This is a genomic window from Paraburkholderia sp. RHO2 (assembly GCF_050955445.1).
Taxonomy (GTDB): domain Bacteria; phylum Actinomycetota; class Actinomycetes; order Mycobacteriales; family Mycobacteriaceae; genus Prescottella; species Prescottella agglutinans_A.
In genome coordinates, this window is record NZ_CP162617.1 from 4,064,845 (window position 1) to 4,091,310 (window position 26,466).

At 69.2% G+C, this 26,466-nt stretch carries 24 protein-coding genes; 13 read left to right on the forward strand and 11 right to left on the reverse strand.

Annotated features, from left to right (window positions below; translation table 11 throughout):
- Window positions 1-12: 12 nt before the first annotated feature.
- Window positions 13-819, reverse strand: coding sequence for an IclR family transcriptional regulator (locus ABTV10_RS18975; RefSeq protein ID WP_499029377.1), 807 nt, complete (start codon window positions 817-819; stop codon window positions 13-15).
- Window positions 820-1,027: 208 nt separating this feature from the next.
- Between ABTV10_RS18975 and ABTV10_RS18980 the strand changes: the two genes are divergently transcribed.
- The 11 genes from ABTV10_RS18980 (at window position 1,028) to ABTV10_RS19030 (ending at window position 14,009) form a co-directional block, all read left to right on the forward strand.
- Window positions 1,028-1,624: a helix-turn-helix domain-containing protein gene (locus tag ABTV10_RS18980; protein ID WP_433606476.1), complete on the forward strand. Its 597-nt coding sequence runs from the start codon at window positions 1,028-1,030 to the stop codon at window positions 1,622-1,624.
- Between the two features lie 114 nt (window positions 1,625-1,738).
- Window positions 1,739-2,536, forward strand: coding sequence for an IclR family transcriptional regulator (locus tag ABTV10_RS18985; RefSeq protein WP_499029379.1), 798 nt, complete (start codon window positions 1,739-1,741; stop codon window positions 2,534-2,536).
- A gap of 76 nt (window positions 2,537-2,612) precedes the next feature.
- On the forward strand, window positions 2,613-3,353 hold the full coding sequence (locus ABTV10_RS18990) for an HD domain-containing protein (protein ID WP_499029381.1): 741 nt from the start codon (window positions 2,613-2,615) through the stop codon (window positions 3,351-3,353).
- Window positions 3,354-3,355: 2 nt separating this feature from the next.
- Window positions 3,356-5,755 (forward strand): cytochrome P450, encoded by a 2,400-nt coding sequence (locus ABTV10_RS18995; protein ID WP_499029383.1) that lies wholly within the window; start codon window positions 3,356-3,358, stop codon window positions 5,753-5,755.
- Window positions 5,756-5,824: 69 nt separating this feature from the next.
- Window positions 5,825-7,639 carry a PEP-utilizing enzyme gene (locus tag ABTV10_RS19000; protein WP_499029385.1) on the forward strand — a complete coding sequence of 605 codons (1,815 nt, stop codon included), beginning with the start codon at window positions 5,825-5,827 and terminating at the stop codon, window positions 7,637-7,639.
- A 1-nt stretch (window position 7,640) separates the two neighbouring features.
- Window positions 7,641-8,378: an SDR family NAD(P)-dependent oxidoreductase gene (locus tag ABTV10_RS19005; protein WP_433606485.1), complete on the forward strand. Its 738-nt coding sequence runs from the start codon at window positions 7,641-7,643 to the stop codon at window positions 8,376-8,378.
- An 11-nt stretch (window positions 8,379-8,389) separates the two neighbouring features.
- Window positions 8,390-8,710, forward strand: a complete 321-nt coding sequence (locus ABTV10_RS19010; protein ID WP_433606487.1) for a 2Fe-2S iron-sulfur cluster-binding protein — start codon at window positions 8,390-8,392, stop codon at window positions 8,708-8,710.
- 2 nt (window positions 8,711-8,712) lie between these two features.
- Complete coding sequence (locus ABTV10_RS19015; RefSeq protein ID WP_499029388.1) at window positions 8,713-10,032, forward strand: NAD(P)/FAD-dependent oxidoreductase; 1,320 nt, start codon at window positions 8,713-8,715, stop codon at window positions 10,030-10,032.
- Window positions 10,033-10,038: 6 nt separating this feature from the next.
- Window positions 10,039-10,686 (forward strand): HD domain-containing protein, encoded by a 648-nt coding sequence (locus tag ABTV10_RS19020; RefSeq protein ID WP_114718903.1) that lies wholly within the window; start codon window positions 10,039-10,041, stop codon window positions 10,684-10,686.
- Window positions 10,683-12,170: an aldehyde dehydrogenase family protein gene (locus ABTV10_RS19025; RefSeq protein WP_499029390.1), complete on the forward strand. Its 1,488-nt coding sequence runs from the start codon at window positions 10,683-10,685 to the stop codon at window positions 12,168-12,170. Before ABTV10_RS19020 ends, ABTV10_RS19025 begins: the two co-directional genes overlap by 4 nt.
- A 90-nt stretch (window positions 12,171-12,260) precedes the next feature.
- The gene (locus ABTV10_RS19030) at window positions 12,261-14,009 is read left to right on the forward strand and encodes a TIGR03767 family metallophosphoesterase (protein ID WP_499029392.1); all 1,749 of its coding nucleotides are present in this window, start codon (window positions 12,261-12,263) and stop codon (window positions 14,007-14,009) included.
- Window positions 14,010-14,040: 31 nt separating this feature from the next.
- Here the strand turns inward: ABTV10_RS19030 and ABTV10_RS19035 are convergent, their stop codons facing one another.
- The gene (locus ABTV10_RS19035; protein ID WP_499029394.1) at window positions 14,041-14,595 is read right to left on the reverse strand and encodes a potassium channel family protein; all 555 of its coding nucleotides are present in this window, start codon (window positions 14,593-14,595) and stop codon (window positions 14,041-14,043) included.
- Window positions 14,596-14,815: 220 nt separating this feature from the next.
- Between ABTV10_RS19035 and ABTV10_RS19040 the strand changes: the two genes are divergently transcribed.
- Window positions 14,816-16,192 (forward strand): DUF7159 family protein, encoded by a 1,377-nt coding sequence (locus ABTV10_RS19040; RefSeq protein WP_499029397.1) that lies wholly within the window; start codon window positions 14,816-14,818, stop codon window positions 16,190-16,192.
- Here the strand turns inward: ABTV10_RS19040 and tsaD are convergent.
- The 9 genes from tsaD to glmS form a co-directional block, all read right to left on the reverse strand.
- Complete coding sequence (gene tsaD, locus ABTV10_RS19045) at window positions 16,137-17,177, reverse strand: tRNA (adenosine(37)-N6)-threonylcarbamoyltransferase complex transferase subunit TsaD (RefSeq protein WP_499029399.1); 1,041 nt, start codon at window positions 17,175-17,177, stop codon at window positions 16,137-16,139. The two genes, ABTV10_RS19040 and tsaD, sit on opposite strands and share 56 nt — an antisense overlap.
- Before the next feature lie 5 nt (window positions 17,178-17,182).
- Window positions 17,183-17,653: a ribosomal protein S18-alanine N-acetyltransferase gene (gene rimI, locus ABTV10_RS19050; RefSeq protein ID WP_433606500.1), complete on the reverse strand. Its 471-nt coding sequence runs from the start codon at window positions 17,651-17,653 to the stop codon at window positions 17,183-17,185.
- An 8-nt stretch (window positions 17,654-17,661) separates the two neighbouring features.
- Window positions 17,662-18,318: a tRNA (adenosine(37)-N6)-threonylcarbamoyltransferase complex dimerization subunit type 1 TsaB gene (tsaB, locus tag ABTV10_RS19055; RefSeq protein ID WP_433606502.1), complete on the reverse strand. Its 657-nt coding sequence runs from the start codon at window positions 18,316-18,318 to the stop codon at window positions 17,662-17,664.
- A gap of 26 nt (window positions 18,319-18,344) precedes the next feature.
- Window positions 18,345-18,842 (reverse strand): tRNA (adenosine(37)-N6)-threonylcarbamoyltransferase complex ATPase subunit type 1 TsaE, encoded by a 498-nt coding sequence (gene tsaE / locus ABTV10_RS19060; RefSeq protein ID WP_499029401.1) that lies wholly within the window; start codon window positions 18,840-18,842, stop codon window positions 18,345-18,347.
- Window positions 18,832-19,926 carry an alpha/beta fold hydrolase gene (locus ABTV10_RS19065; protein WP_499029403.1) on the reverse strand — a complete coding sequence of 365 codons (1,095 nt, stop codon included), beginning with the start codon at window positions 19,924-19,926 and terminating at the stop codon, window positions 18,832-18,834. Before ABTV10_RS19065 ends, tsaE begins: the two co-directional genes overlap by 11 nt.
- Window positions 19,923-21,140: an alanine racemase gene (alr, locus tag ABTV10_RS19070; protein WP_499029406.1), complete on the reverse strand. Its 1,218-nt coding sequence runs from the start codon at window positions 21,138-21,140 to the stop codon at window positions 19,923-19,925. The genes ABTV10_RS19065 and alr overlap by 4 nt, the downstream gene beginning before the upstream one ends.
- Window positions 21,141-21,198: 58 nt before the next feature.
- Window positions 21,199-22,671 (reverse strand): NAD(P)H-hydrate dehydratase, encoded by a 1,473-nt coding sequence (locus ABTV10_RS19075; protein WP_499029408.1) that lies wholly within the window; start codon window positions 22,669-22,671, stop codon window positions 21,199-21,201.
- A 2-nt stretch (window positions 22,672-22,673) separates the two neighbouring features.
- Window positions 22,674-23,453 carry a VOC family protein gene (locus ABTV10_RS19080; RefSeq protein WP_499029410.1) on the reverse strand — a complete coding sequence of 260 codons (780 nt, stop codon included), beginning with the start codon at window positions 23,451-23,453 and terminating at the stop codon, window positions 22,674-22,676.
- A 195-nt stretch (window positions 23,454-23,648) separates the two neighbouring features.
- On the reverse strand, window positions 23,649-25,514 hold the full coding sequence (gene glmS, locus ABTV10_RS19085) for a glutamine--fructose-6-phosphate transaminase (isomerizing) (RefSeq protein WP_499029412.1): 1,866 nt from the start codon (window positions 25,512-25,514) through the stop codon (window positions 23,649-23,651).
- Window positions 25,515-25,581: 67 nt separating this feature from the next.
- On the opposite strand from glmS, the gene ABTV10_RS19090 reads away from it, so the two are divergent.
- Complete coding sequence (locus ABTV10_RS19090) at window positions 25,582-26,466, forward strand: dienelactone hydrolase family protein (RefSeq protein ID WP_499029414.1); 885 nt, start codon at window positions 25,582-25,584, stop codon at window positions 26,464-26,466.

Here is a 26,466-nt window from a genome sequence, read left to right on the forward strand (position 1 = left end):
GGGTGTCGGCACCTACGACGCGAGTGCGACCTGAGACGCGGACAGCGCACGCGACGCAGCCAGACACACCCGGCGCAGCGCGGGTTCCGCGCTCGCCGGCGAGTAGCGGGAGGCCTGCCCCGAGACGGAGAACGCCGCGATCGGCCGCGCACCGGCGCCCGTCACGACGCCGCCCACACACACGAGTCCCTCACGGGTCTCCTCGCGGTCGAAGGCCACTCCCGTCCGGCGCACCTGGGACAGCTCGACGCGCAGCCGGCCGATGTCGGTGATCGTGTGCGTCGTCCGCGCCGCCAGCTGCGACCCGATCAACCCTTCGGCGTCCTGGCCGGAGTACGCGAGCAGCGCCTTGCCGACCGCAGTGCAGTGCGCCGGCGCGCGGCCGCCGACGCGGGACGGCGACGCGACGGACCGGTGACCGTAGAGCTTGTTGATGTAGAGGATGTCGGCGCCGTGGAGCACCGCGAGATGAACTGTCTGGCGGGTGGCCTCGTACAGGTCGGCCAGGAACGGGGTGAGGACGTCGCGGACCACGGAATGCTGCGGCGCGTACACCCGTCCGCCGAGATTGTGGAGCTCGGCACCAAGGCGGTAGTCGCTGCCGACCCGCTCGACGGCGTGGTTACGCTCGAGCATCCCGAGAATCCGGAAGGCCGTCGACTTGCTCAGCCCGGACCGCCGGGCGAGTTCGCTCACGCCGACACCGGAATGCGCTTCCTGGCCGAAGCTGGTGAGCAGGCTCATCGCCTTGTCCACGGCCGCGCGGCCGTCCCGCGCCGAGCTCGGCTGCGACAGATCGGTCAGCTCCTGCACACCCATGACCCCTACCACTTCACTCTGCGAAACGGACATCTCCGGCGCTACCCGGCGCCGTACCCGAGTCTGCCCACCTGGCATTTGCATGTCAAGAGTGACGATAGTGATACTAAAAGTGACACTCGCTCCGGCTCCGCTTTAATCGTGTGGAGCATTGAGCTCATTGGAAGGAGCCGCGCGGCACCGTGCACACCCGTCGAGAGGAGGACCCGTGGACAGCAACGGCCTGATAGCACGCAACGTGCAGCGGTTCCGCAACGAACGCCAGATGAGCATGGGCGACCTCGCCAAGCGCGCGAATCTGTCGAAACAGACCCTCTCGAAGATCGAGCAGGGTGTCGGCAATCCCACAGTCGAAACCATTGACGCGATCGCCGAGGCCCTGGACGTCCCGCTGCGACGACTCGTCACCGAGTGGGGAACCCGGGTGTTCGTCGTCCGCGCCGCAGAAGGCTCCTGGGTCGACAAGCCGGGAACCGGGTCCACCAAGGTCCTCGACCAGATCTACGGCTCCGGCTACGTGCGCACGAGCCTGACCCGGCTGCAGAACGCCGGAACCGACGACGTCGACTCCCTCGTTCGGCCGCCCGACTCCGCCGGCACCCTCGTGCACGCATACGTCGTCAGCGGCAAGGTTCGGCTCGGCCCGGCCAACGAGCTCACCGATCTCGGCGCCGGCGACTTCGTGCAGTTCCCCAGCGACGTCCCGTGGGTGCTCGAGTCCCTCTCCGCCGAGGCCACCGTGCACGTCGTCACGACGATGCCGCAGGTTCCGCAGTTCGGGCCGCTCAGCAACGAGAACGCCTGAGCAACCCGACCGACGCGATTCCGCCGAACCCGCCGCCGCGATGTGGAGACGGCGGGCCGACTGGAGCAGGATCTGGGGACGAGGGGGACCCATAGAGTCGGAAGGCGGTTCCACATGGCAGGTACTCCCAGGGAAGCCGGCCGGACCACCACGTCGCGGGTGCTCGCGATCCTGGAGGTGTTCGAGAACGATCCCGGACCGATCGCGCTGAGCAACATCGCGGCCGAGACCGGCATGCCGCTGACGACGGTGCACCGCCTGGTCGGCGAACTCGAGCGCTGGGGCGCGCTGCTCCGCGTACCGGACGGGCGATACCAGGTCGGCATCCGCCTGTGGGAGATCGGCCAGAACGCGGGCGTCCGCCTGCGCGACATCGTCCACCCTCCGCTCCAGGATCTGTTCGACCTCACCCACGAGACCGTCCACTTCGTCGTGCGCCGCGGGACCGAGGTGATCTACGTCGACCGCATCTACGGCAGCCGGCGCGTTCCCCGCCTCGCGCGTGTCGGCAGCCGACTGCCGCTGCACCCCACCGCGGTCGGGAAAGTGCTCCTGGCATACCAGGATCCCTGGTTCCGGGAGACGTACCTCTCGAACACCCTCGAGCGCCGCTCCCGGTTCACGATCACCGAGCCGGCGCGGCTCGCGCGCGAACTCGACACCATCCGTGAAGTGGGCTACGCGAAGACCCAGGAGGAGATGGCCCTCGGATCGTGCTCGGTCGCGATCCCGGTCCGCGCACCGAACGACGAAGTGGTCGCCGCGATCGGCGTGGTCCTGCCGAGCAACCGTTCGACGGACATGACCCGATTCCTGCCACCGCTACGCGGCACCGGAGCCCGTCTCGAAAAGATGTTCAAGGCGCTGCCACAGCCCGTCGAACAGGCAATACGCAGCTTCTGGTTGAGCTGATTCCGTTCATCGGAAGGATTCGCTTGGCCCCACCGACGCAACCGGTCAGAGTGTTCCGTGTCACAAGGAGGACGACATGGAGACCAACAGCACAGGGCTCCTCGGCCGGGACGTCCGGAGTCACGTTCCGAGCGCCGCGGATGTACCCCACCTGATCGGAATGGACCCGGCACACGACCGCATCTGGCGCAGAGCAGCACCGCATCTTCGGGTGCGGGACAACGACTCTCACACGCTGTACGCGTTCGGTATCGCCCGCGCCCTGATCGACCAGGTGCCGGGGGCGCGGCCTGAGATCGCCCTGCCGGCGATCCTGCTCCACGACGTCGGTTGGTCGACGGTCCCGAAGGAACTGGTGCTGGAGGCGATCGCACCACAGCCGCGGCATCCGGAACTGGTCCGCGTCCACGAGATCGAGGGCGCCGCGATCGCACGGTCGATCCTCGCCGACCTCGGCACAGCCGACGCCGACATCGACGAGATCGCCGCGATCATCGACGGTCACGACAGTCGCCGCGAGGCCATCAGCCCCAGCGACGCGGTCGTCAAGGACGCCGACAAGCTCTGGCGAATCACCCCGCACGGGCTGGCCACCGTCGGCCGATGGTTCGGGCTCTCCGCGCGCGAGACGCTCCGGCTGGTCTGGTCCCGCACCCACGCCCACCTGTGCACCGAGCCGGCCCGACTGATGGCTCGCGGGTTCGCCGCGATCGCGTCGACCGACGTGTCACCGCAATTTCACGAATTGTGCTCTGCAACACCGAATACCCCAGATACCGCGCTCTACGAGCACCCGACACCCCGAGTCCAGGAGTGAACATGTCCGCGCCGACGCAGAAGACGACCGCCACCGTCTCCACGGGTGGTTGCCCCGTCGACCATCATGGCTACGAACCGTTCGACATGAACGACCCGTTCTCGGCCTACGCCCGCCTCCGCTCCGCGGAACCGGTCATGTTCGACGAGCGGATCGGCTGCTGGGTGGTCACCCGCTACGACGACATCAAGGCCGTCTTCGACAACTGGGAGATCTTCAGCAGCGAGAACGCCCAGGCACCGGTGCGCGAGCGTGGACCGCAGGCGAAGCAGATCATGAACGACGGCGGGTTCACCGCCTACTCCGGCCTGTCCGCCCGGAGGCCGCCGGAGCACACCCGCATCCGCAAGGCGACCTCGAAGGCGTTCACGCCGCGTCGCTACAAGGCGCTCGAGCCGTTCATCCGGGCGAACGTCGATCAGCAGCTGCGGGCCCTGCTCGCGCACAAGGACCGACGCGGCGACCTGCTGCGCGACCTCGCCTACGACGTGCCGACCGTGACGATCCTGACCCTGATCGGCGCCGACACGAGTCAGGTCGACCAGTACAAGCGCTGGTCCGATTCCCGCGCCGCGATGACCTGGGGCAACCTGAGCGACGAGCAGCAGATCCCGCACGCGCACAACCTCGTCGAGTACTGGCAGGAGTGCCAGCGGCTGGTCGCCCACGCCCACGCGCACGGCGGCGACAACCTCGTCGCCGACCTGGTGCGCGCCCAGCAGGAGGGCACGGAGATCACCGACCACGAGATCGCGTCGGTCTGCTACAGCCTGCTGTTCGCGGGACACGAGACGACGACGACGCTGATCTCCAACACGCTACGGCTGCTGCTGGCGCACCGGGATCAGTGGGAGGCACTGCGCGAGGATCCGAAGAAGATCCCGAAGGCCGTCGAGGAGGTGCTCCGCTACTCCCCCTCGATCGTCGCCTGGCGCCGAAAGGCGCTCGAGGACACGACGATCGGTGGGACCCCGATTCCCGCGGGCGCCGAGATCCTGCTGGTGATGGGCTCCGCCAACCGGGACGAGTCGCAGTTCACCGATCCCGAGACCTTCGACATCACGCGGGACAACGCGCGCGAGCACCTCGCCTTCGGCTTCGGCCTGCACTACTGCCTGGGCAACATGCTCGCCAAGCTCCAGACCCGCGTTGTCGTCGAGGAGGTGCTGAAGACGGCACCGTTCCTCGAACTCGTCGATCCCGACGCGATCACCTTCGGCGAGAACCTGTCGTTCCGGGCACCGAGGTCGGTGCCGGTACGGTGGGACGCTCCCGGCGAGGACGCGGCGGACGCGGCCGGGGCGCTCGAGATCTCGCCGGCCCGGTACATCCAGTTCTTCGACGGCGCGCAGGAGCCGGAGCACGACCGGTTGGGCGGCAAGTGCGCCTCGCTGGTGTCGCTGACGGCGGCCGGCATGCCGGTGCCGCCGGGGTTCGCGCTGACCACGATGCTCTACGACGACTTCATCGCCTCGGCCGGCATCGCCGACGAGATCCGTGAGCTGCTCGCCGGCCTCGATCCCGAGGACGTCGCCCGTGTGGATGCGGTCTCCGCCCGGATCCGGGACGCGATCACCTCCCGACCTGTCCCGGAGCCGCTGCGCCGCTTGACTATCGACGCGTACGAGCGTCTGCAGTCCCGGTTCGAACAGCCGGTGCCGGTAGCGGTGCGCTCGTCCGCCACCGCAGAGGACCTGCCCGACGCCAGCTTCGCCGGCCAGCAGGACACCTACCTGTGGCTCAACGGGATCGACGAGGTGCTCGAGCACATCCGGTGCTGCTGGGCGTCGCTCTACACCAGCCGCGCGATCACCTACCGGCTGAAGAACAACATCCCCGACGAGGGGCTCTCGATGGCCGTCGCGGTCCAGAAGATGGTCAGCGCCAAGGTCGCCGGTGTCGCGATGACGATGGACCCCACCAACGGGGACCGCTCGAAGATCACCGTCGATGCGTCGTACGGTGTCGGTGAGATGGTCGTCTCGGGTCAGGTCACCCCGGACAACATCGTGCTCGACAAGGTGATGCTGACCGTGGTGTCCGAGACGATCGGCGACAAGCACGCCGAACTGGTCCCCGATCCGGTCTCGCACCGCCTCGTCGAGCGTGAGGTCGACGCCGACCGCCGCGCCTGCCGCAGCCTGAACGACGACGAACTGAAGGCCGTCGCCGCGATCGCCAAGCGTGCCGAGAAGCACTACGGATGCCCCCAGGACATCGAGTGGGCGCTCGACGCCGACCTCCCCGACGGCGAGAACCTCCTGCTCCTGCAATCCCGCCCCGAGACCGTCTGGTCCGCAAAAGCCGTGCAGGACAAGACACCCGACTCCCCCACACCGGCCCGCCGCGGTCTCGACCTGAGTTCGATCAGCCGGGCCATGACCAAGCCGCGCTCCGCCTGACCCGACCGCGCCCACCGCATACGCATCCAGCACCCACCCCCGCCCCGTTTTCCTTCCAGAGGAACTCCCATGACGATGAAGTCCTTCCCGAGCCCCTTCGATCTCGATGTCCCAGCCGGCGCCGAGGGCTGGCAGGAGCTCTACCCGTACAACATGGTCTTCCAGCCCAATCGCCAAGACGTCGACGACGCCAAGTTCTGGTTCTGCGACAGCCAGCACTGGCCCACGGTGTTCAAGCCGTTCGAGACCATCGGCGGCGAGTTCGCCGTCAAGTGTCTGGGCCAGTACAACACCCGGCACCTGCTGATCCCGAACTCCAACGGCATCGAATTCAAGATGCACCTCGGCTACCTGTACATGTCGCCCATCCCGGCTCCGGAGGAGGAGTTCGACACGCGCGCACCGCTGTTCGAGGAGCGTGCGGCATACTACTACGCGAACTGGGACTCGCTGCTCGAGAAGTGGCACAAGAAGGTTCGTCAGACGATCGACGAGATGAACGCGCTGTCGTTCGCGAAGCTGCCCGACATGGTGTCGATCGAGGACATCCGCTCGGGTACGGCGAAGGACGGTACCGAGGTCCTGCTCGAGAACTACGACCGGCTGATCCAGCTCTGCTACCAGAACTGGCAGTACCACTTCGAGTTCCTCAACCTCGGGTACATCGCGTACCTCGACTTCTTCGGCTTCTGCAAGGAGGTGTTCCCGAACATCCCCGACCAGTCGATCGCGACGATGGTGCAGGGTGTCGACATGGAACTGTTCCGGCCCGACGACGAACTCAAGCACCTCGCGAAGTTGGCCGTCGAACTGGGGCTCACCGGGCTGTTCGACGACACGGACGACCCGGACGGCACCCTGGCCCGGATCGCGAAGGCACAGAACGGCGCCCAGTGGATCGCGCAGTACGAGGGTGCGCAGGATCCATGGTTCAACTTCACCGTCGGCAACGGCTTCTACGGCCACGACAAGTACTGGATCGAGCATCAGGAACTGCCGCTCGGCTACATCGCCGACTACATCCGGCGTCTCGGCGAGGGACAGGAGATCATGCGTCCGGTCGCCGAACTCGCGGCCGAGCGCGACCGGATCGCCGAGGAGTACCGCGATCTGCTCGACGACGACACGCGAGAGACGTTCGACGCCAAGCTCGGACTGGCCCGCACTGCCTACCCGTACGTCGAGAACCACAACTTCTACATCGAGCACTGGACGATGGGCGTGTTCTGGCGCAAGGTCCGCGAACTCTCCCGCATGCTGCACGAGGAAGAGTTCTGGCCCGAGGCGGACGACCTGCTGTACCTCAAGCGCAGCGAGGTGCGCGAAGCCCTGTTCGACCTGGCGACCGCGTGGGCCGTCGGCGCCGAGCCGACCGGACCGCACTACTGGCCCGCCGAGATCGAACGCCGTCGGGGCATCATCGACGCGCTGAAGACCCGCCGTCCGGAGCCGGCGCTCAACACTCCGCCGGAGTTCATCACCGAGCCGTTCACGAGCATGCTCTACGGCATCACCACCGAGCAGGTCCAGCAGTGGCTCAGCGACGACGACGAGTCCGGCGACAATCTCCGCGGCATGGCGGCGTCGCCGGGTGTCGTGGAAGGCATCGCCCGCGTCGTCACGAGTTCCGACGAGCTGTCGCTTGTCCAGGACGGTGAGATCCTCGTCGCCCCGGTGACCGCTCCGTCGTGGGGGCCGATCTTCGGGAAGATCAAGGCGACCGTGACCGACATCGGCGGCATGATGAGTCACGCCGCGATCGTGTGCCGCGAGTACGGCCTGCCGGCCGTGACCGGCACCGGTTCCGCGTCGACCCAGATCAAGACCGGGCAGCGCCTCCACGTCGACGGCACCAAGGGTGTCGTCACGGTTCTGGGCGAGTGACATGCGCACCGTTCTGATCACCGGCGGCGCAGGAGGACTCGGCCGCGCATTCGCCGAGGGGTTCGCCGAGCGTGGCTACCGGGTGGCGGTCGCCGACATCGACGCCGCCGGGGCCGAGGAGACCGCACGACAGCTCCGCGAAGGCGGGGCCGAGGCGACGGCGCTCGCGGTGGACGTGACCTCGGTGGAATCGACCGACGCAATGGCGTCCGCGGTCGCCGAGTTCGGGGGCGGCCACATCGACGTCCTCGTCAACAACGCGGCGATCTACGCCGGCGTGACCCGGTCGCCCTTCGAGGAGATCGACCCGGGCGAATGGGACCGCGTCATGGCGGTGAACCTCAAGGGGCCGTGGATGTGTGCGCGGGCCTGCAGCCCGTACCTGGCGGAGGGCGGATCGGTCGTGAACCTCTCCTCCGCAACGATTCTCAGCGGATCGGCGCACTGGATGCACTACGTCGCGTCCAAGGGCGGCGTGGTCGCACTGACCCGGGTGATGGCCAAGGAGTTGGGTTCGCGATCGATCACCGTCAACGCGATCGCGCCGGGCTTCACCCTCACCGAGGCGAGCTACGGACTGATGGACGACGCCGAGAACTACGGCGTCGACCGCGGCGCGATCAAGCGGGCCAGTCGGCCCGACGACATCGTCGGAGCCGCACTGTTCCTGGCCGGTCCGGACAGCAAGTACATCACCGGCCAGACACTCGTCGTCGACGGCGGCCGGCAGTTCATCTAGGAGGCGCAGCAATGCCCACAGTCACCTACACCGATCACGACGGCAACACCCGCGCCGTCGACGGCAGTGTCGGCGATTCCGTCATGGAGGTCGCGATGCGCAACGGCGTCGCGGGAATTGTCGCCGAGTGTGGCGGCTCGCTGTCGTGCGCCACGTGCCATGTCTTCGTCCGGCCGGACCAGTTCGACGGCCTGCCGGAGATGGACGACATGGAGGACGAGATGCTCTACGGCACGGCGGTGGACCGCCGGGACAACTCCCGCCTGTCCTGCCAGGTCAAGCTCACGGACGGCATGGATCTGCACGTACACACCCCGGAAACGCAGGTGTGACAGTGCCTTCCGACTACGCCCCAGCCACCGGCACTGCCGGCAGTGGGCTGCTCATCATCGGATCGAGCCAGGCCGGCGTCCAGCTGGCCGGCTCGCTCCGGGCGCTCGGGTACGCCGCGCCGATCACGTTACTGGGCGACGAGAACCACCGTCCCTACCAGCGGCCGGCACTGTCCAAGGAGTTCCTGCAGGGCCTGGTGTCCGCCGAATCGCTGATCTTCCGCAGCACGGAATACTGGGACGAACACCGTATTTCGCTCGTCAAGGGTGAGCGCATCACCAGCGTCGAACGCGGGCCCGACGGATCGGGGGTCGCCGTCGCGGCGTCCGGCACGAGGTTCCCGTTCGATCGTCTGGCACTGACCGTCGGCGCCCGCGCACGAACGATCGACGTCCCGGGCCACGACCTGGACGGGGTCCTGTACCTGCGCAACGCCGACGACGCCCTCGAACTCAAGCGGCGCATGCCGGACGCCACCGACATCGTCGTCGTCGGCGGCGGGTTCATCGGGATCGAGGCGGCCGCGAGTGCACTGAAGATGGGTAAGAACGCGACCGTTCTCGAGGCCGGGCCGCGTCTGGTCGGCCGGGCCGTCGGACCGGAGACGTCGGAGTATCTGCTCGCGGCACACCGCGAGCGCGGGATGCGAATCGAGTTGGACGCCAACGTCACCCGGATCGTGGGAGCAAACGGTGCCGTGACGGGCGTCGAGCTCGCCGACGGGCGCGTCCTGCCCGCGCAGATCGTGCTCGTCGGCATCGGCGTCGTGCCCAATGTCGAACTGGCCCGGTCGATGGGGCTCGTCTGCGACGACGGCATCCGTGTCGACGAGTATGCGCTGGCCTCGGACGGCACCACGGTCGCGGTGGGTGACTGCGCGAACATGCCCAATCCCGTGCCCGGTGCTGACCCCGGCGATCGGATCCGTGTCGAAAGCGTCAACAACGCGATCGAACACGCCAAGATCGCCGCCTACTCGCTGACCGGCCGCCGCACCGAATACACCAGCATTCCGTGGTTCTGGTCGAACCAGGGCGACCTGAAACTGCAGATCGCGGGCCTGTCGACCGGATACGACACCACGGTCGTGCGCCGGGACGACGCGAAAGGCAAGTTCACGGTCCTGTACTACCGCCGGGGACGAGTCATCGCTGCGGACTGCGTCAACAACCCGCTCGACTTCATGGCCGTGCGAAGCGCCCTCGTGAAGGGTGCCCACATCCCCGCCGATCTCGCGGCCGACCCCGCGACGGCCCTCAAGACGATCACCGCCGAGAGCCCGGACACGCTCTCGGCCCCGACTTCATCCGAATCGAGGTAGTGCGCAATGCGTACCCCTACCGCCCTTCCCGTCGACACCTCGCCGATCGTCGTGGCGCCCGACGCCGATACCGACCTGGATCCGATCTGGAAGTCGGTGGTGCCCGAGTCCCGGGCCCGCGGCAACGACATCCACCTGCCCACGTCGTTCGCGTACGCCGAGCGCCTGTGCGACTGCTACCCGGAGGCGGACTCGCTCATCGTCCGCGTCTCGATCCTGTTGCACGACACCGGATGGGGTCGAGTCGACGAATCACGGATCATCTCGGAGGGCTTCAGCGGCGACTGGCGCAAGGCCGCGATCCGCTACGAGCACGAGCGTCAAGGCTGCATCATCGCGCGCGAGGTACTCCCTCCGCTGGGCTACGACGACGAGTTCGTCGAGCGCGTCTGCGAGATCATCGACGGCCACGACACGCGCCCCGACGCCAAGTCGCTCGAGGACGAACTCGTCCGCGACGCCGACCGGCTGTGGCGTTTCGCGCCCGTCGGCATCGCACTCGCCTCGTCCTGGTTCGGCATGACCCCGTCGGTGTACTGCGACCGACTCGAGAGCGAGATCCTGCCCGAGCTGAAAACCGAAGCCGGATACCGGATCGCCGTCGCGGACCTCGATCGGTCACGCGCACTGTTGAAGACGGACGTGCTCCGATGACACCGGCAGCGCCGGCTCGGTCCCGGCTCGAGCTTCCCTACACGCACGTCGACGATCTCTTCGTCGACGGCACCTGGATCGCGTCCACGAGCGACGAGAGCATCGACGTCGTCGACCCGGCCACCGAGGAGGTGTGGGGTTCGGTACCGAACGCCTCCGCTCGCGACGTCGATGCGGCGGTCGACGCCGCCGACCGCGCCTTCCGCGAACCGGGGTGGTCGGATCGGAGTCCGTCCGACCGCGCGCAGTACCTGCTGCGGATCGCGGAGGAGATCGAGAAGCGGGCCGAGCCCATGTCCTGGACCACGACCCGGGAGAACGGCAGCCCGATCGCCGAAACCGCGGGCAGCGCAGCGAATGCCGCCGGCATCTTCCGCTACTTCGCGTCGCTGGCGCCGTACCTCGAGAGCAGCGATGTGCGGCCGTATCCCAACGGCCAGGGAACCACCGCCGTGTTCCGTGATCCCGTGGGCGTCTGTGCCCTCATCGCGCCGTGGAACTTTCCGATCAACCTCGTGGTCGCCAAGCTGGCACCGGCACTGCTCGCCGGCTGCACGGCGGTGATCAAACCCGCCGAGTCCACGCCGCTGTCGATCCGGTTCGTCGTCGAGGCCGTCGCGGCGGCCGGTGTCCCCGCCGGAGTGGTGAACCTGGTGACCGGGGCCGGTGCCGTGGGCGATCGACTGGTGCGCCACCCCCTGGTCCGCAAGGTCGCCTTCACGGGATCGACGGGCGTCGGCCGGAGGATCGCCGCGGCCTGCGGCGAGCTGCTGCGGCCGGTCACTCTCGAACTGGGCGGGAAGTCGTCGGCGATCGTGCTCGAGGACGCCGACCTGGACGCCTTCTCGCAGGTGCTCATTCGCTCCTGCATGCGCAACACCGGCCAGACCTGCTACATCGCGACCAGGATCCTCGCACCCGCGTCGCGCTACGACGAGGTGGTCGACACCGTCACCCGCACCGTCGCCGCCGCGAAGCAAGGCGATCCCTTCGACGGCGACACCGCCTTCGGACCGTCGGCGACGAAGGAGCAGTACGCGAAGGTCCTCGGGTACATCGAGGGAGCCCGGGCCGAGGGGGCGCGGATCACCACCGGCGGCGACCGCGCCGCCACGGACCGCGGGTACTTCGTCCAGCCCACCGTCTTCGCCGACGTCACCGAGGACATGGCGATCGCCCGCGAGGAAGTCTTCGGCCCGGTGGTAACGATCCTGCGCTACGACACCGTCGACGACGCCGTCCGGATCGCCAACGGCACCGAATTCGGTCTGGGCGGAATCGTCTTCTCCGCGGACGAGGATCGGGCCGTGGAGGTGGCGCGCCGCATCGACACCGGATCGGTCGGGATCAACTTCTTCGCCTCGAACCACAGCGCGCCGTTCGGCGGACGCGGAGACTCCGGGCTCGGTGTCGAGTTCGGGATCGAGGGCCTGAACGCCTACCTCACGCCGCAATCCGTCCACCGCCGGTCCCCCACAGGGTGATCGAACGCCGGCAGGAGCGCCGGCGTGACACGACCCACCCCGTTTCGCCCAACGGGACGCTGTGGGCGATCCGTCGCCTACAGTGTCCGCGTGGGTGAACATCAGGTGAACGGCATGAATCGGCGGACCTTCTTCGGAGCCGCGGGCGTCGGCGCCCTCGGAATCGCAGGACTACCGCTCGTCGGCAGCCCGTCGTGGAATCCGCTCGTGGGCCGCGCGCTCGCCGCGCCGCTACCGGCATCGATCGCCGGCACCACACTCGAGTCGGTCGCGGTCCCCCTCGGCACCAGCGGGTACCGTCGGCTCACCGCCGGTCCCGGCTGGCCGCTGGTCGTCCGGAACGACCTCGCGGAGGCCAAGTCCGGCCGCGAGGATCGGCGAACCGCGCTCGCGTCCATGGTCCAGCTCACGGACGTCCACGTGCTCGACGCCCAGTCACCCGTTCGATTCGAGTACGTCCACCCCTACCAGGGCGCCGCATTCCGGCCGCAGGAGACCATGACCGCCCAGGGTCTGGTCTCCCTGATCGATCGCGTGAACGCGCTGCGGATCGGTCCGCACACCCAACGTGAGTTCGATGCCGTGATCACGACCGGCGACAACACCGACAACAAGGAATTCGTCGAGCTGGGCTGGTTCCTCACGGCCCTCAACGGCGGCACCATCACGCCGAACACCGGCGACCCGGCCCGCTACGAGGGCGTCCAGAACTCGGGTGCCGACCTGTACTGGAACCCCGAGTCGTCGATCCAGGACATCTACAAGAAGGCCGGCTTCCCGGAGATTCCCGGCCTGCTGAGCGCGGCGCTGCAGCCCGTCACCAGCCCGGGACTGAACACCAAGTGGTACTGCGTCTTCGGCAATCACGACGACTCCGTCGAGGGAACGCTCCCGAGCGGTATCCCGTTCCTCGAGCAGATGTACACGGGCGACAAGAAGTTCGAGGTGCCCGACTCCGCCGACCAGGCGGCACGCATCTCGAGCGCCCTGAGTTCCGACCCGACGGCCCTGCTCAACCTGCTGTCGGCCATCACCACGCCTCCGCGCACCGTCACCCCGGACGCGGCCCGCAAGCCGTTCACGCCACGCGAGTTCATCGCCGCGCACCTCGACCCCGCCGCCACCGGGCCCGGCCCGGTCGGCCACGGCTTCGCCCCCGACGCCGACGAGAGCGGAATCGGCTACTACACCTTCGAGATCGCGCCCGGCGTGATCGGCATCAGCATGGACTCGACCAACCGCGCCGGCCTGGTCGACGGCTCGCTCGGCGAGGAACAGTTCAGGTGGATCGAGCAGACCCTGCTGGCCGGCAGCAGCAAGTACTACGACACCAACGGTGCCCTGATCACGCAGAGCCGCACCGACACCTACTTCGTGCTGTTCAGCCACCACACCAGCACGACGATGGCGAACACGCTCCCGGATCCCGAGCGCCCGCTCGAGCCTCGCATCAAGGGCGCGCAACTGGTGGATCTGCTGCACCGCTTCCCGAACGTCCTCGCCTGGGTCAACGGCCACACCCACGAGAACCGGATCACGCCGCAGGTCGGCCGGACTCCCGAGCAGGGGTTCTGGGAGATCAACACCGCGTCGCACATCGACTTCCCGCAGCAGGGCCGCATCATCGAGGTCGTCGACAACGAGGACGGAACCGTCTCGCTGCTGACGACGCTGATCGAGGCCGACAGCCCGTACCAGGTCGACTACGACGACTTCTCGCCCGCGGGTCTGGCCTCGATGTACCGGGAGTTCTCCTTCAACGACATCCACGCCGATCCGAAACTGCTCGGCGGATCGCCGGACCACAACGTCGAACTGGTTCTCGCGACGCTGCGCTAGGTCACCGCGGGAGGCTGCGCCGGGCCCGTCGTCACTCGTCCTCGTCGGACGCGTCACGGCGGGCCTTGCCCCACTTGACCGCCTCGACCAGCAGTTTCACGACCACGGCCAGCATCACCAGATTGCCGACCATCATCACGCTCACGATCAGACGTGCCGTCTCGTCGACCGCGACGATGTCACCGAACCCGACTGTCGCGAAGACCGTGAGCGTGAAGTAGAGCGCGTCGACCCGGCTCATCGGTTCGCTGAACGCGTTCGGATCCATCTGCGCCAGCAGGAATGTCGTGGTGGCCGAGCCCAGCAGGTACACCGGCAGCGTGACGGCGAGCGCCTCCGCCGCGCGGAGCGCCGGCGTGGGCGAGCGAACGATCTGCAGCACCTGCCAGACGCACAACGCGGCGACGAGTAACAGCCCGCCGACGAGGAGCACGACGGCGCCCGCATTCGACAGACGATCCATCGGCAACACGAAGTACGCGGACACCAGAAGCACGACGGTGAACAGTGGACGCAGCAGCGCGAGCCGCAGCAGTCGACGCCGCTCGTGCCGGTCCAGCTCTCGCAGCCGGTCGCGGTCGGACATGGACCCTCACTTCCGCCGTCCCGCTTGCGCAGCGGTGAGCCCTTTCTACCGCGAACACTCTACGTGACCTGCGACGACACACGGTACCGAGCGACGCTGGACGAGGATCTGTAACATTCAGATAACGACGCCGATGGCTGGAGGGGAGGAAGCGCAGCTTTCCGCTGCGCCCGAAGCCAGACCCCGAACAGTTTCTCGAGACCGAAACGGGAGGTGAACAGTGCGCAACTCGCTCGGAATTTCCACGGGCTCGGCGGGCGTGTGCAGCGCACTCGTCACCACCGACGACGCGGGCAGCCAATCCGTCGAGTATCGGACGATCTCCGCAGACCTGGACAGCCACGCCGATGTCGGCGACCTGGCACTGTCCGCCATCGGGCTCATGACCACCCAGGTTCCCGACTGCAGAATCGAACCCGACGCGATCGCCGTCGCGTACCGCACCGATCGCCAGGCCGCGGCCGTGCGATCCGCGGCCAGGACGCAGCGCAAGGCGATTCGCCTGGTACCCGAGACCCATGCCACCCTCGCCTACCTGCGGAGCACCGGACTCGTCGATCGGTACGACTGCATCGCGCTCGCGGATCTCGGCGCCTCCGGGCTCACCGTCACGGTCCTCGACCCGGCCGACGGCACTGTCACGTTCTGCGACCGCACCTCCCGGGTCCGCGCGGAGACCGCACCGTCCGGGTTCGCAGCCGGGATCGGTTCCCGGGTGGCGAAGTTCGTCGCCGACTCCATCAACCATTCCGAGCGCCAGCCTGCCGCCGTCGTCCTGGTCGGCGGCGGTGGAAACATCCCCGACGTCGGCAAAGGACTCGACACGGCGTTCGACTGCGCCGTCATCGTCGTGCCCGAACCCGAGGCCGCGACCGCGAAGGGCGCGGCACTGCTGGCCGGATCGAATGCCCGACAGCAGTTCCCGGTGGTCACTGGGTCCCGCGGTCGGCTGTCCGCTCCACTGATCGCGGCCTTCGTGCTGGGCGCACTGATCATCGGTTACGGCGTCCAACAGATGATTCCGAAGAGCGCGGAGAACTACTCGCCCGCAGGCAGTCTGGTCGAGACCCCGAGTGAGGCCCCGACGTCCACCGACCACCCGACGTCGACCGTCGTGCAACCCGAGGAAACCGGGATCCCGTCGGTCGACCCGACACCGACGTCGACGGTCCCGGTGCCCGCCGCCGAGATGCCGTCGTCCACGTCCGAGACCACCACGCCGACCGTCACGACCACCGCACCGGCGCCTCCGACACCGACCAGCACCACGCCCGAACCGCCGAAGACCACGAAGCAGACACGGCCGTGGATCCCACCTCAGTGGCCGGAAGAGCCGAGTTGGCTCCCCGACAACGCGACGCCGCCGCGACTACCGAGCTTCGAGGTGCCGGGCTTCAGCCCACCGGACTTCGACGACGACCACGACCACGACCACCGGCCGCAGGGGCGGCCCGGTATGGCACCCGGGTTCGCGCCGCCCCGGTTACCGGATTCGGTGCCGGGATTCGGTGGACCGCAGGTACCCGAGCGCCGTTCGGCGATCAGCCCCGAACCTGGCTCACCGACACCGGAAGTCCCGGATTCGTCGCCGAGGTGAGCTGCGACGGCTGCGCCCCGCCCGCGATGAGATGGGCACCGAGCGCGGCGATCATCACGCCATTGTCGGTGCACAACCGGGGGCTCGGCACGCGCAGCGTCAGACCCGCTGCCGCGCAGCGCTCCTCCGCGAGGGAACGGATCCGCGAGTTCGCGGTTGCGCCACCACCGAGCACCAGGGTGTCCACACCCACGTCCTGAGCCGCGCGCACGGCCTTCATCGTCAGCACGTCCGCGACCGACTCCTGGAAGCCCGCGGCCACGTCGGCGACCGGAACCGGTTCGCCCGCACGCTGCTTCGCCTCGACGAACCGCGCGACCGCGGTCTTGAGGCCGGAGAACGAGAAGTCGTGGCGCGCGTCTCGCGGGCCGGTCATGCCGCGCGGGAACGTGATGGCGTCCCGATCGCCCCGCTGGGCAAGGCGATCGAGCGCGGGGCCGCCCGGGAAGCCGAGATCGAGCAGCCGGGCGACCTTGTCGAACGCCTCACCGGCCGCGTCGTCGACGGTGGTACCCAGCTCGACGATCGGCGTGCGTCCCAGTTCTTCGACGTGCAGCAGGTGCGTGTGTCCGCCCGAGACGAGCAGCGCGACACACGCGGGCATCGGCCCGTGCTCGATGGTGTCGACCGCGACATGGCCGCCGAGGTGGTTGATCGCGTAGAACGGCACCCCCCACGCGGCCGCATACGCCTTGGCCGCCGCGACACCGACCAGGAGCGCGCCGGCCAGGCCCGGCCCGATCGTCACGCAGACCGCGTCGGGCTTGTCGATTCCCGCGGCCGCGAGTGCGCGCTTCATGGTCGGCACCATCGCCTCGAGATGCGCACGCGACGCCACCTCCGGCACCACGCCGCCGTAGCGGGCATGCTGGTCGACGCTCGACGCCACCTCGTCCGCCAGCAGTTCGCAGCGGCCGTCACCGAGCCAGCGGACGATGCCGACACCGGTCTCGTCGCACGAACTCTCGATACCCATCACGATCATGGCCGTCACTCCTTGCCCGATGCCGGACGACGCATCGTGAATGCGTCCGCGCCGCTCGGCTGGTAGTACCGCTTCCTGGTGCCGACGATCTCGAACCCCTCCCGCCGGTACAGCGCGATCGCCGGTTCGTTGTCGGTGCGGACCTCGAGGAACACCGGTCCACCCCACTTGTCCGCCACTCGCAGCAGTTCCGTGAGTAGTGCGCCGCCGATGCCGCCACGCTGCACCGCCGGATCGACACCGATCGTGTGGACTTCGGCCTCCGGGGTCACACTCGTGCCCAGCAATGCCACCCCGGCGTAGCCGATCAGTGCGTCGGCGTCGTCGCGCGCCGCGAAGTAGTGGTTGTGACCACCCGCCAGCTCAGACCGGAACGCGTGCGCGCTCCACGGGTCGTCACCGGGGAAGAGGATCTGCTCGAGCTCGGCGCACCGGTCGGCGTCCGCGTCGGTCATCGGGACGATCCGAATGCTCATGCCCGTGCTCATTTCCGACGGTCCGCGAGCTCCACCGCATCGGGCCGACGCAGGTACAGGGGCACCAGCGGCTCCGGCTCGACGCCGACGCGCAGTGCCAGCGCCGCAACCGACACCAGACCGGCCGGCGACGGCGTCTCCACCGGCTCGACCGGCAGGTCGAACATGTCCACGTGCGACGCCGACCCGGCGATCACCTCCGACGGTGCCGCCTCGAGTTCGGACGGCTTGACCACCTCGGGGCCCGCGACCCGCGTGCCGCCCGCGTATCGCGCCCAGTACACCTCACGGCGACGGGCATCGGTGACCACCAACAGGTTCCGGTCACCCGGGACATCCGCCGCGATCGCGTCGAGGCTGCACACGCCGTGCACCGGGATGCCGAGCGCGTCACCGAACGCGGCGCCGGTCGCCATGCCGACGCGCAGACCGGTGAACGGTCCCGGCCCCACCCCGACGACCACGGCCTCGAGATCCGCAGGGGTATGGCCGGACTCGGCGAGACATTCGAGGATCTGCGGCGTCAGGACCTCCGCATGCGCGCGGGCGTCGACGGTGACCCGGGTCGCCAGCGCCCGCGGGGAACCGGTGTCGGATTCCCGGTCGAAGCGCACGACACCCGCGGTGACCGCGGGAGTGGAGGTGTCGATCGCAAGCACAAGCACGGTAGTCCAGGCTACTCGTCCGGCCCTTACGGGCTGGACACCCACTCCCAACTGGCGGTGCGGACGTCGGATTCGGGTTCACGACGCAGCCGCACCCGCAGGTGCCGATCCGCCAGATGCTCGACGACTCCCTCCCCCCACTCGACGACCACGACCGCACTCGCGAGATCGGTGTCGAGGTCGAGCGCGTCGAGCTGATCGTGCATGTCCACAGCATCGGAGGCCACCGCCTCGTTCAACCGGTAGGCGTCGACGTGGACCAGGGCGACGGGATCGCCCCCGTCGGGCCGGGTGCCCGGCCGGTGCTCGCGGGCGATGATGAACGTCGGCGACGTCACCCGGCCCTCGACGCCCAGCCCGGCCGCGATGCCGCGGGTCAGTGCGGTCTTGCCGGCCCCGAGCGGGCCGTCGAGCACGACGAGATCGCCGGCTACCAGGCCACGGGCCAGCGCACGGCCCAGCGCCTCGGTGTCCTCCGTGGTGGGCAGCGTCGCGCTGCCCCCGGTACGTGTGTCAGCCGACATCGGTCTGCTCCAGTTCACCCGCCGGCGCTGCATTCTCGCGATTCTCGCGGCTCGACACGGCGCGCCGGACCAGCCGATCGATCGCATCGGAGGTTACCTGCGGGAACTCGAGCTCCACGAGATGGCCCGCGCCGCGGACCCGCACCAGCTCGGCCCGGGGCAGCGCCGCCGCAAGCGACCTCGAACCCGGGAACGGGATGATCATGTCGGTGTCCCCGCACAGCACCAGCGCCGGCGTGTCGGCCAGCACCGGCAGTGCCTCGGATTCGTCGTGCAGTTCCAGAGATTCGAGGAAGTTGACGATCGTGACCACCGAGACGTCGTTCAGCATGCCGTCGGAGAACTCGACCAGCCGCGGGCTCACCTCGGTGCCGTACGACGCGGCGCGCAGGATCGGCGAGATGATCGCCCGCGCCGCGCCGCGTGCCTGCTGCACCAGGCCCGGCGCGGTGCGCACCGCGAGCCGGAACGCGTCGATCACCGGATTGTTCAGATTGCGGCCGAGCCCCGACTTGTTCAGGCCGGCCGCCGTCGTGGCGAGCAGGCCGACGCCGATCACCTTGTCGTCGAACAACTCCGGGAACTGTCGGGCCATGGCGAGGATCGTCATGCCGCCCATCGAATGCCCCACCAGGACGACCGGACCCGACGGCGCGACGGCGTCGACCACCGCCGCGAGGTCGCGGCCCAACTGCGCGATGGTGCAGCTGTCGGGAGCCGGCATGCCGGACTCGCCGTGACCGCGCTGGTCGTAGAACACCAGCCGCGCCGAGTCGCCCCACACCTGCGTGAGCTGCGTGCGCTGGAAATGCCACGACTCCATCCGCAGGCAGTACCCGTGCACGAAGATCACGGTCAGCGGCGCGTCCGCAGGACCCACCTCGCGGACCATCAGCGGCACGTCGTCCTCCGTCGGGACGACCCGGCTCCGGTCGCGGCTCATCAGGTCGAAGTCCTCGGACCCGTACACCTCGGGTCCGCGGCGCGTCGTGACAGCCTTCACCACGTTCAGTCCCGCAAGCGTGCCGATCGCGGCGACCCCCGCCACTCCTCCGAACAGGCCGAGCCTGTTCAGGGGGTTCACGACGTACCGCCCGGTCCTCCGACGTATGTACGAACCGTCCGTCCCCGCACCGACGTCACCACCTCGTAGTGGATGGTGTCGAGGGCGTCCGCCCACTCCTGTGCGTGCGGTTCGCCGTGTTCGCCGTTACCGAAGAACACCGCGGTGTCGCCCTCGCGGACCGCCGCGCCGTCCGGTCCCAGATCCACGACCACCTGGTCCATGCAGACCCGGCCGATGCCCGGACGGCGGTCGTCGCCGAGCCACACGTCGAAGCGCCCGCCCAGGGCACGCGGGATACCGTCCGCGTACCCGACCGGCAGCAGCGCCACCGTCGTGTCGCGCGGCGCGACCCACGTGTGCCCGTAGGACACACCGTCACCGGCTGCCAACTTCTTCACCAAGGCCACCCTCGATCGGAACGTCATGACCGGCCGCAGGCCGAACGTCCCCAGATCCGGAACCGGGGACAGTCCGTATATCGCGATTCCCGGCCGAACCATGTCGAATCGCAGGTCGGCGCGGGTGAGGGTGGCCGCCGAGTTCGACAGGTGCGCGGCCTCCGGAACCAGACCGAGGCGCTTCGCGTCGGCCAGCGCGCCGGTGAACCGTGCGCGCTGCTCGTCGATGACCGGGTGGTGTGGCTCGTCGGCGTGCGCAAGATGCGAGAAGACGCCCCTGAACCGGACCGCGCCCTCCGCCTCGACGCGGGCGAGGTCCTTCAGGAAGTCCGTCCACTCCTCGCGGGAGACGCCGTTCCGGTTCAGGCCCGTGTCGACCTTGACCGTCACGGTCGCCGTGGTGCCCACTCGCCGGGCCGCCGCGACGACGGCCGCGAGGTGCCGCGGCGACGACAACCCCAGTTCGACCCCCGCCGCGATCGCCGGGGCGAAGTCGGAGTCGGCCGTGTGCAGCCACGACAGCACGGGCGCGGTGATCCCGGCGTTCTTGAGTTCGAGGCCCTCGGCGAGCGTCGTGACACCCAGTTCGCGGGCGCCCGCCGCCAGCGCGGCCCGCGCCACCGGGACGGCGCCGTGGTTGTACGCGTCGGCCTTGACCACGGCCATCACCGCGGCGGCACCGGCGTGCTCGCGCAGGATGCCGATGTTGTGCGCCACCGCGTCGAGATCGATCACCGCTTCGGCCTGGGGCGCCGCTGCCGGGGGCGGGGTATCCGCTGCGGCGGCGCTCGTGGTCTTCGGTTCGGTGTCAGGCTCCTGCGCGGTAGTGGTCACGGAATTCGATCCTGCCACTCATCAGGACGAAACAGTCCCGCGGGTACAACCCGACCAGTCACGATTCGGGCACATGTGAGTTCGGGAACACGCGCAGAATCCGGATCGCGGACCGGAGGTGTGCGAGCAGCGTCGACGCGGAGATCGGCGCGAGCCCCGCCTCGCCGACCTCCTCGGCGCCCTCGCGCGCACCGAGGTTGGCGGCCAGCGAGTGCGCCCGGGTGCCCGCCGCGGCGGCGAGCGCCGGCGCGAGCCCCGTCGCCATCAGGGCCCCGATGATGCCCGACAGCACGTCGCCCGAACCGGCGGTGGCCGCCCACGAACTGCCCGCGTCATTGACGTGGACGCGTCCGTGTGGGTCGGCGATGACCGTGGCCCGCCCCTTGAGCAGGACCGTGACACCCCACTCCGCCGCCAACTCCCGCGTCGCCGCAACCCGGTCCGGGACCGGTGCGACGCGGGTGAGCCGCTGGAACTCCCCCGCATGCGGGGTGAGCAGGGTCGGGGCGCGACGCGCGCGCAACTGGTGGACCAGATCGGAATGCTCGGCCAGCAGGTTCAGGCCGTCGGCGTCGACGAGGACCGGCACCTCCGTCTCGAGGACCGTGCGCAGCTCGGCCACGGCAGCGTGGTCGGTGCCGATTCCCGGGCCGACGACCCACGCCTGCACCCGTCCCGCGTCGGCGGGCGACATCGCCGTCACCACCTCCGGCCAGTGCCCGAGGACCTCGGTGGCCGCCCGGCCCGCGTACCGGACCATGCCCGCCGTCGCCGTCACCGCCGCGCCCGACGTCAACACCGCCGCGCCGGGATAGTGCCCGCTGCCGGCGACGACCCCCACCACACCCTGCGTGTACTTGTCGTCGGCGGCGCGGGGAACCGGCCACAGCCGGCCCACCTCCGCCGGATCGAGCGCGGTCATCTCTGTTTCCGGCAGCTCCAGGCCGATCGGCACCAACTCGACCCGTCCGCACCTGGCGGCGGCCAACACGTGGACCGGCTTGAGCGCGCCGAACGCCACCGTCACCGCAGCCGTCACCGCCGGGCCGTCCACCGCACCCGTGTCGGGGTCGACACCGCTGGGCAGATCCACCGCGACGATCGGTGCGTCCAACTGCGCCACGATCGCGGCCGCGGTGGGGCGCAGTGCCCCCTTCCCGGAGATCCCGACGATGCCGTCGAGCACCAGGTCCGGATCGCCCGGGTCCGGTGACACGCGTCCACCCGCGGCCTTCAGTGCCGCGAGCCCCGCAGCGTGCGCGCGAGACGGATCGAGCAGCACGGCGGTGACCGCCGCCCCGCGCCGGCGCAGCATTGCCCCGGCCCACAGCGCGTCGCCGCCGTTGTCCCCGGAGCCCACCAGCAGCGTGACGTCCCGACCGACGACTCCCCCGGTGCGCGCTCGCAACTCGTCGGCCGCGACCCGCGCCAACCCGTACGCCGCGCGCCGCATCAACGTTCCCTCGGGCAGGCTCGCGAGCAACGGCGCCTCGGCCGCCTTGACCTCCGCCGTCGTGTAGAAGTTCCGCATGTCTACTCGGCCGCCACCGGTCCCGCGATCATGAACAGGGCACCGTTCGGATCCGCGACCTGGGCCATCCGCCCGTATTCGGAGTCCCACGGTTCGCGCACCACCGTGCCGCCGAGCTCGACGACCCGGGCGACGGCGTCGTCGGTACTGTCCACCTGAACGAACATTTGCCAGTGCGACGGCACCTCGGCCGCCAACGCCTTGCTCGCATCGAAGATGCCGGCCAGATCGTCGCCGTCGAACCGGCCTGTCGAGTAACGGAATTCGTCGGTGTCGCTCAGCGTCGCCAGCTCCCAGCCGAAGACGTCCCGATAGAACGGCAGGGCCGCGTCGTAGTCCTTGGTCACCAGCTCGAACCAGGCCGGTGCACCGGTCTCGCCGATCACCCCGAACCCCTTGTGCTCGGCCGGCTGCCAGGCACCGACCGCGCCACCCGACGGGTCGCGGAACAGCGCCATCCGTCCCTGCGCGGGCACCGTCATCGGCTCCATCATCACCTGACCGCCCGCCCTTGTGACCGCCTTCGCGGTGGCGTCGACGTCGGCCGTGGCCAGATACGTGGTCCACACGTCGACGTACGGGGTGCCCGGCTGTCCCGCCATCAACCCGGCGACGGGCTTGCCGCCCGAGAAGAACATCACGTAGCCGCCGTACTCCTCACCGGACGACTCGTGGGTCCAACCGAAGAGATCGTCGTAGAACGCGGCGGCACGGTCGACGTCGGAGGACTGCAGATCGATCCAGCACGGTGCGCCGAAAGGCGCCGAATCACGGGTGGGCATGACAACTCCTCGCACGGTTCGAGGTCGGGAAGGGCACACTCGTGCTCAGACTACGCCGAAAGCCCCGAGGACAGGTGCGAGCGCGCGGATTGCCGGAATCGCTTCGACCACAATCGTTTCCGACGGTTCGGCGACCGTGACACGCCGGGTGCGGTCGTGGTGATCCGACCACCACGACCGCACCGAGACGACGCCCTATTCGACGGTGACGGACTTCGCGAGGTTCCGCGGCTTGTCGACGTCCAGACCGCGCGCCTGCGCGACCTCGGCCGCGAACACCTGCAGCGGCACCGTCGACAGCAGTGGCTGCAGCAGCGTCGGCGCGGCCGGGATCTCGATGAGGTGATCGGCGTGCGCCCGCACCGCCTCGTCGCCCTCCTCGGCGATCACGATCGTCGTCGCCCCGCGCGCCTTGATCTCCTGGATGTTCGAGACCAGCTTCGAGTGCAGCACCGCGCGCCCCTTGGGCGACGGCATGATCACGATGACCGGCAGGCCCTCCTGGATCAGCGCGATCGGACCGTGCTTGAGCTCGCCCGCCGCGAAGCCCTCGGCGTGCATGTACGCGAGCTCCTTGAGCTTGAGCGCACCCTCGAGCGCCACCGGGTAGCCCACGTGACGACCGAGGAAGAGCACCGCCGGCGACTGCGCGAACGTGCGCGCGAGTTCCCGCACCGACTCCACTGTCTCGAGCACCCGCGCCACCAGATCCGGCATCGCGGCCAGGTCGGCGTACTCCCGCGCGACCTCGTCGGGGTACTTGGTACCCCGCGCCTGCGCCAAGGCCAGTCCCACCAGGTAGTTCGCGGTCACCTGGGCGAGGAAGGCCTTGGTCGAGGCGACGGCGATCTCCGGACCGGCCCGCGTGTAGAGAACCGCGTCGGCCTCGCGTGGGATCTGCGCGCCGTTGGTGTTGCAGATCGCGAGCACGCGCGCCTTCTGGTCCTTCGCGTGCTTGACCGCCTCGAGCGTGTCCGCGGTTTCACCGGACTGCGAGATGGCGACGACGAGCGTCGACCGGTCCAGAACCGGGTCGCGGTAGCGGAACTCGCTCGCGAGCTCCACCTCGACGGGCAGCCGCGTCCAGTGCTCGATCGCGTACTTGGCGAGCAGACCCGAGTGGTAGGCGCTGCCGCACGCGACGACGAAGACCTTGTCGACGTCGCGCAGCTCCTGATCCGACAGGCGCTGCTCGTCGAGCACGATGCGCCGGTCGACGAAGTGCCCGCGCAGGGTGTCGGCGACCGCGTCCGGCTGCTCCTGGATCTCCTTGAGCATGAAGTAGTCGTGGCCACCCTTCTCGGCGGCCTGCAGGTCCCAGTCGATCGTGAAAGGCCGAGTCGGGACATCCGCGTTTCCGAAGAAGTCGGTCACCGAGTAGCCGTCCGCGGTGATGACGACCACCTGATCCTGGCCCAGTTCGATCGCGTCGCGGGTGTGCTCGATGAACGCGGCGACGTCCGAGCCGACGAACATCTCGCCCTCGCCGACTCCGACGACCAGCGGCGTCGACCGGCGGGCCGCGATGATCATGTCCGGATGGTCGGCGTGCGTGAACACCAGCGTGAACGCGCCCTCGAGACGACGGAGCACCGACAGCGTGCTCTCCAGGAAGTCGCCCTTCGTGGGTCCTTCCTCGAACGCGCGGGCCATCAGGTGGACCGCGACCTCGGAGTCTGTGTCGCTCAGCAGATCGACCCCGGCGGCCTCGAGTTCGGCGCGCAGCGGCGCGAAGTTCTCGATGATGCCGTTGTGGACCACGGCGAACCTGCCGCTCGCGTCGCGGTGCGGATGCGCGTTGCGGTCGGTCGGCTTGCCGTGCGTCGCCCAGCGGGTGTGCCCCATGCCGGTGGTGCCTGCGAACGTCGCGCGGCCCACGTCGTCGAGCTCGGCCTGGAGGTTGGCCAGACGTCCGGCCTTACGTTCCGTGGCGAGACCACCCGCACCGTCGAGCACGGCAATGCCCGCGGAGTCGTAGCCGCGGTATTCCATCCGCTGCAGCGCCTTCTCCACGACGTCCAGAGCCTGGCGGTGGCCCACGTAACCCACGATTCCGCACATGGTTCACCAGGGTACTTGGACGACCGTGCGGAGCGAACTCGGTCCGCTATCGGATAACGTCACACGCGTGGCGCAGACACCGAAGTCCCTGGTATCCAAGCTGTCCAAGCGTGGCCCGCACCGGGTGCTGCGCGGTGACCTCGCGCTCGCGGGCCAGCCGGGCGTGGTCTACACCCCCGCAGAGGGCTTCAACCTGCCCGCCGTCGCCTTCGCCCACGACTGGCTCGCCGGCGCCGCGAACTATGCCGCCACGTTCGAGCACCTCGCGTCGTGGGGCATCGTCGTCGCCGCACCGAGCACCGAGCGCGGTCCCGTCCCGTCGCACCTCGGCCTGGCCGCGGACCTCGGCACGGCCCTCGACATCTGCACCGGCGTGCGCCTCGGCCCGGGCCGGATCAGCGTCCATCCCGACCGCGTCGCCTTCGCCGGTCACGGCATGGGCGCCGGAGTCGCCGTCCTCGCCGCCGCCCAGCAGGGCCGCGTGAAGGCCGTCGCCGCACTGTTCCCGGCCCCGACGGCACCGTCGGCGGTCACCGCGGCGGCCCGGGTCGAGGTGCCGGGACTGATCCTCGCCGGCGCGAAGGACGCCGATTCGATGACCAGCGATGCGCTCGCACTCGCCGATGCGTGGAAGGGCGAGAGCCTGCTCCGCGTCGTCGACAAGGGCTCCAACACGGGGCTCGTCGAGGGTCGACGGCTACTCGGTTTCCTCGGTGTCGGCGGCGCCGAGCGCCGGACGCAGCACGTCACCCGCGCGCTTCTCACCGGTTTCCTGCTGCGACACCTCACCGACGACAAGACGTACGCCGCCTTCTCGGACCCCGACGCCCACTTCCCCGGCACCCACCCGGTCACCCGGGAGGACGAGGAGGACTCGAAGGGCCCGACCGACCCGCGGGACGCCGCCGCGCACCACGCGGGTGCCCAGATCAGCCACCTCCTGGGCCACTAA

Coding starts and splice junctions, on each gene's coding strand:
- ABTV10_RS18975 (WP_499029377.1), bottom strand. CDS start 819: ATGGGTGTGCAGGAGCTGACCGATCTGTCGCAGCCGAGCTCGGCGCGG.
- ABTV10_RS18985 (WP_499029379.1), top strand. CDS start 1,739: ATGGCAGGTACTCCCAGGGAAGCCGGCCGGACCACCACGTCGCGGGTG.
- ABTV10_RS18990 (WP_499029381.1), top strand. CDS start 2,613: ATGGAGACCAACAGCACAGGGCTCCTCGGCCGGGACGTCCGGAGTCAC.
- ABTV10_RS18995 (WP_499029383.1), top strand. CDS start 3,356: ATGTCCGCGCCGACGCAGAAGACGACCGCCACCGTCTCCACGGGTGGT.
- ABTV10_RS19000 (WP_499029385.1), top strand. CDS start 5,825: ATGACGATGAAGTCCTTCCCGAGCCCCTTCGATCTCGATGTCCCAGCC.
- ABTV10_RS19005 (WP_433606485.1), top strand. CDS start 7,641: ATGCGCACCGTTCTGATCACCGGCGGCGCAGGAGGACTCGGCCGCGCA.
- ABTV10_RS19010 (WP_433606487.1), top strand. CDS start 8,390: ATGCCCACAGTCACCTACACCGATCACGACGGCAACACCCGCGCCGTC.
- ABTV10_RS19020 (WP_114718903.1), top strand. CDS start 10,039: ATGCGTACCCCTACCGCCCTTCCCGTCGACACCTCGCCGATCGTCGTG.
- ABTV10_RS19025 (WP_499029390.1), top strand. CDS start 10,683: ATGACACCGGCAGCGCCGGCTCGGTCCCGGCTCGAGCTTCCCTACACG.
- ABTV10_RS19035 (WP_499029394.1), bottom strand. CDS start 14,595: ATGTCCGACCGCGACCGGCTGCGAGAGCTGGACCGGCACGAGCGGCGT.
- tsaD (WP_499029399.1), bottom strand. CDS start 17,177: ATGATCGTGATGGGTATCGAGAGTTCGTGCGACGAGACCGGTGTCGGC.
- rimI (WP_433606500.1), bottom strand. CDS start 17,653: ATGAGCATTCGGATCGTCCCGATGACCGACGCGGACGCCGACCGGTGC.
- tsaE (WP_499029401.1), bottom strand. CDS start 18,842: ATGTCGGCTGACACACGTACCGGGGGCAGCGCGACGCTGCCCACCACG.
- ABTV10_RS19075 (WP_499029408.1), bottom strand. CDS start 22,671: ATGCGGAACTTCTACACGACGGCGGAGGTCAAGGCGGCCGAGGCGCCG.
- ABTV10_RS19080 (WP_499029410.1), bottom strand. CDS start 23,453: ATGCCCACCCGTGATTCGGCGCCTTTCGGCGCACCGTGCTGGATCGAT.
- glmS (WP_499029412.1), bottom strand. CDS start 25,514: ATGTGCGGAATCGTGGGTTACGTGGGCCACCGCCAGGCTCTGGACGTC.